This is a genomic window from Mycobacterium sp. (assembly GCF_050701675.1).
Classification (GTDB): Bacteria; Actinomycetota; Actinomycetes; order Mycobacteriales; family Mycobacteriaceae; genus Mycobacterium.
In genome coordinates, this window is the sequence record NZ_JBOGDD010001241.1 from 1 (window position 1) to 3632 (window position 3632).

The window sequence follows — 3632 nt, forward strand, 5'->3', positions numbered from 1 at the left end:
GAAGCACTCCGATCCCACCCCAGTTCGCGCAGGCACCGATGAAGACCATCCGGCCACGCGACGCTGGCGACATCTACGCACATCCGCGGGCAGAGTTCGCCCGGCTCACTGAACGCGGGCTCCTTCACCGCGTCGCCGACGGCTACTACGTGGTCGTCCCGCAAGACATGGTCGGCCGACGTTGGATGCCCGGCTTGGAGGCAGCCGCCGCGGGCATCGCCTCCGCAATCTACGGGGCAGACGACATCGTGGTGATGGGACCGAGCGCAGCGCGGCTCCATGGGGCGATTCCCCGCGCACTGGCGACGGCGACGATCGCAGTGCCTCGACAGCACCGCGAGATCGAGCTGTCCGATCGGCCGGCCCTAGTGCGGTTCGTCAAACGCCACACCGACCGTCTGGACGCTGAACGTATCGAAACAGCCTTGGGCCCAGCGTTGGTGACGACACCCGAACAAACCGTCCTCGACCTCGCTCATCGTCCAGAACTAGGCATGGTCGACGTCGACATTCGATCGGCAGTCATCGCCCTCTTGGCGCGAAGCGACCAACAGCGGTTGTCCACGCTCGCATTCGACCAGCTTCGGGTGGCCTCGCTGCGCCGTGCCAAGGACTGGGCGCACACGTGAACGACGATGAACGCGACGCGGTGGCGGCGCAATTCGGTGTTTCCACCGAACAGGTGGAACGCGACCACCTCATCTCACACTTACTGGCGCTTATCAGTACCAGCGTCAGAGACCAGGTCCAATTCATCGGCGGCACCGCGTTGGCGCGCACCCACCTACCGACCGGACGGCTCAGCGAGGACATCGACTTGATCGCCATCGACGACCGCAAGCCCGTAGCCGCGGCCCTGGACGCAGCGCTACCCCGCGGACTGTCGCGGTCGCACGGACGGCTCACCCTCGAACCAGCGCTAAGCAGCATCGAGAGCACCCTGCCGGCCACGCTTCGAACGGCCAGCGGCCTCTCGGTGCGAATTCAGCTGCTCTCCTCGCGGGACCGCATCGTCTGGCCGTCCGAACGGCGCGTGCTCGTCCAGCGCTACGCCGATGCTCCCGCGGCCGAGCTGTTGGTTCCGACACTGCCGGCATTCGCCGCGTCAAAGACGTCGACGTGGGCCGACCGGAAAGGTGCTCGCGATCTCTGGGACCTGTGGGCTCTGAGCGAGTTGGGCGCAATCGACCGGCAAGCCACGGACCTATACCGACGCTACGGTCCCACCAATCATCCGCCAGGGTCTCGACTGTTCGTGTCCGCGCCAACCGACGCCGAATGGCAGTCCCAGCTGGCCGGGCAGACCCGCATCACGGTCTCTGCGCACCACGCTCTCGAAGCCGTTCGGGAGGCCTGGCGCGCGGCTGTCACGCCTATAAACGATGAATAAACGATGAATAAACGATGACTCAGCCAAACTGATCTTGGAAAGAAGCCTCTGACGTAGGGCGACTGGGACTTGAACCCAGGACCAACGGATTATGAGTCCGCGGCTCTAACCAACTGAGCTACCGCCCCCTTGCGCGCGTGCGCGGCCACTATGGTCGCACGAGCCCGACGGCGCCCGACACCGGCGATATCCGAACGCCGATCATGCTCAACCCCGTCGGATTAGGCTCCGACGGTGATCCGCTTCCTGCTGCGCGTCGTCGTCTTCCTCGGATCCTCGGCGATCGGACTGCTGGTGGCGTCGTGGCTGGTGCCCGGCGTGACCGTTCGGCCGCTCGCCTTCATCACCGCCGTGGTCATCTTCACCATCGCCCAGGCGATCCTCTCGCCGTTCTTCCTGAAGATGGCCAGCCGTTATGCGTCGGCGTTCCTCGGCGGCATCGGCTTGGTGTCCACCCTGGCGGCGCTGATCCTGGCGTCGGTGCTCACCCACGGGCTGAGCATCCGCGGCATCGGATCATGGGTGGCCGCAACGGTCGTGGTGTGGCTAGTCACCGCGGTGGCGACGCTGGTGCTCCCGATGCTGATCCTGAAGAAGAAGGTCGGCTAGCTGTATACGGGCTGGCCGTCCAGCCCGAGGAAGTACCGCTCGGTCCCCTCCTCGACGCGTGGCGCGTCGCCGCCGAGTGCGACCGCGATCTTGTTGGCCGCGTTGCGCATCACGTCGAGGGTGAGCTCGAGAGCCTCGGCATCGGAGAAGTGCGTCCGCACTCCCGCAGCGACGTCGGGATCGATCTTCGACGGTCTCCAGATCAACGCGTCGACGTAGCGCAGCGCGGCCTTGTGCCGTTCGTCGAGCAGAACGGAGGACTCATACCGTTCGATGTCGGAGTACAGCGACTCGGTCCCGCCTGCGTCGAGGGCTGCGCCCTCGCGCAGCGACTTGCACAGGCGGCAGTTGTGCTGCACCGCGCCGCGCAACCGGACCACCTCGGTCGTGACGGGATCCAGCGTCCGCAGAGCACCGACGGTGGGCGCGAACTGATTGAGCAGCAGGTCCAGCGGATCGGTGTCGCGGTCCCACACGACGGGCTCCACGACGGGTGCGAAGCCCAGCGCGGTCAGTCCCGCCCGGACCCGCGGCACGAAGTCGGCGATGAAGATCAGCGCAACCACGCGGAAAGCCTTGCCGCCCAACGCCGACATGAACGCGGCGCGCTGTTCGGCGCTGATCACGGACACGTCGACGGCGAACTGTTCGGCGAACTCGGCGACCAGCGGGTCGCCTTCGGCGTCACCCTGTGCCGGCAGCGGCGGCAAGGACACGGCTTCCGCGCACACCGCCCGAACCAGTGCGTTGAGGCCCGCATCGCCCTCGGGCGAGAGTGCCATCAACCGCGTCAGCATGCCGTACAACTGATCGTCGTCCATACCCGCGATTATTGCGCCTGACTCACCGAGGACATGTGAAAGTCGGGGATCCGCAGCGACGGCATCCGCGCGCGGGTGGCCCAGTCGCCCCACTCCCGGGGCAGCGTGGTCTCGCTGACTCCAGCCTCGGTGGCGCGACGCAGCAGGTCCAGCGGGCTCTCGTTGAAACGGAAGTTGTTGACGGCGCCGGTGACCTGGCCGTCCTCGATGAGGTACACGCCATCGCGGGTCAGACCCGTCAGCAGCAGCACGGTGGGATCGACCTCGCGGATGTACCACAGCGTGGTCAGCAACAGACCGCGCTCGGTGCGGCGGATCATGTCGGCCAGACTCGCCCAGCCCCCGGTCATCACCATGTTGTCCGCAGGCACGGCGACGGGGACGTCGAACTCCGCGGCCGCCGCCCGAGGGTAGGCCAGCGCGTTGATCGCGCCGTCGCGAACCCAGTCGGTCCGACCGATGTCCATGCCGTTGTCGAACACCGACACCCGCTCCGACGAACTCGTCGCCGCCACGAAGGGCGAGGACTGCAGGCCCGACGCGGTCGGGTCCGAGTACAGCGTCAGCCCAAGGTCGGTGAGCTTCTCCCCCACCCGCGTACCGCCGGGCGCCGATAGCGCCGTGCGGCCCTCCTGCGCACCGCGACCGTCCATCGACCAGCCGAGGTAGATCATCATGTCGGCGACCGTCGACGGCGGCATCAACGTCTCGTAACGGCCCGGTTCGAGGGACACCGTCCGCCGCGACCAGTCCAACCGCGTTACCAGGGTGTCGAGCATGGAATCGGTTGGCACCGAAGCGAAGTCCGGAGT

5 protein-coding genes and 1 tRNA gene are annotated in these 3632 nt (G+C 66.8%); 3 read left to right on the forward strand and 3 right to left on the reverse strand.

Annotated features, from left to right (window positions below):
* Together ACRDUX_RS38445 and ACRDUX_RS38450 are read left to right on the forward strand one after the other, a co-directional pair.
* Positions 1 to 629, forward strand: a 629-nt coding sequence (locus ACRDUX_RS38445) for a type IV toxin-antitoxin system AbiEi family antitoxin domain-containing protein (protein WP_526422406.1), incomplete at its 5' end; no start/stop codon positions are given.
* A complete protein-coding gene (locus tag ACRDUX_RS38450; protein ID WP_526422408.1) occupies positions 626 to 1390 on the forward strand; it encodes a nucleotidyl transferase AbiEii/AbiGii toxin family protein in 765 nt (254 codons plus the stop codon). The genes ACRDUX_RS38445 and ACRDUX_RS38450, both read left to right, overlap by 4 nt.
* A gap of 54 nt (positions 1391 to 1444) precedes the next feature.
* Here ACRDUX_RS38450 and ACRDUX_RS38455 read toward each other — a convergent pair.
* A tRNA-Ile gene (locus ACRDUX_RS38455) sits at positions 1445 to 1518 on the reverse strand.
* 106 nt (positions 1519 to 1624) lie between these two features.
* Between ACRDUX_RS38455 and ACRDUX_RS38460 the strand changes: the two genes are divergently transcribed.
* Positions 1625 to 1999: a phage holin family protein gene (locus ACRDUX_RS38460; protein WP_526422410.1), complete on the forward strand. Its 375-nt coding sequence runs from the start codon at positions 1625 to 1627 to the stop codon at positions 1997 to 1999.
* On the opposite strand, the gene ACRDUX_RS38465 is transcribed toward ACRDUX_RS38460, so the two are convergent.
* The gene (locus ACRDUX_RS38465; protein ID WP_526422412.1) at positions 1996 to 2820 is read right to left on the reverse strand and encodes a carboxymuconolactone decarboxylase family protein; all 825 of its coding nucleotides are present in this window, start codon (positions 2818 to 2820) and stop codon (positions 1996 to 1998) included. The genes ACRDUX_RS38460 and ACRDUX_RS38465 overlap by 4 nt on opposite strands.
* An 8-nt stretch (positions 2821 to 2828) precedes the next feature.
* The coding region (locus tag ACRDUX_RS38470) for a metallopeptidase TldD-related protein (protein WP_526422414.1) at positions 2829 to 3632 on the reverse strand (804 nt) is incomplete at its 5' end.

Coding starts and splice junctions, on each gene's coding strand:
- ACRDUX_RS38465 (WP_526422412.1), bottom strand. CDS start 2,820: ATGGACGACGATCAGTTGTACGGCATGCTGACGCGGTTGATGGCACTC.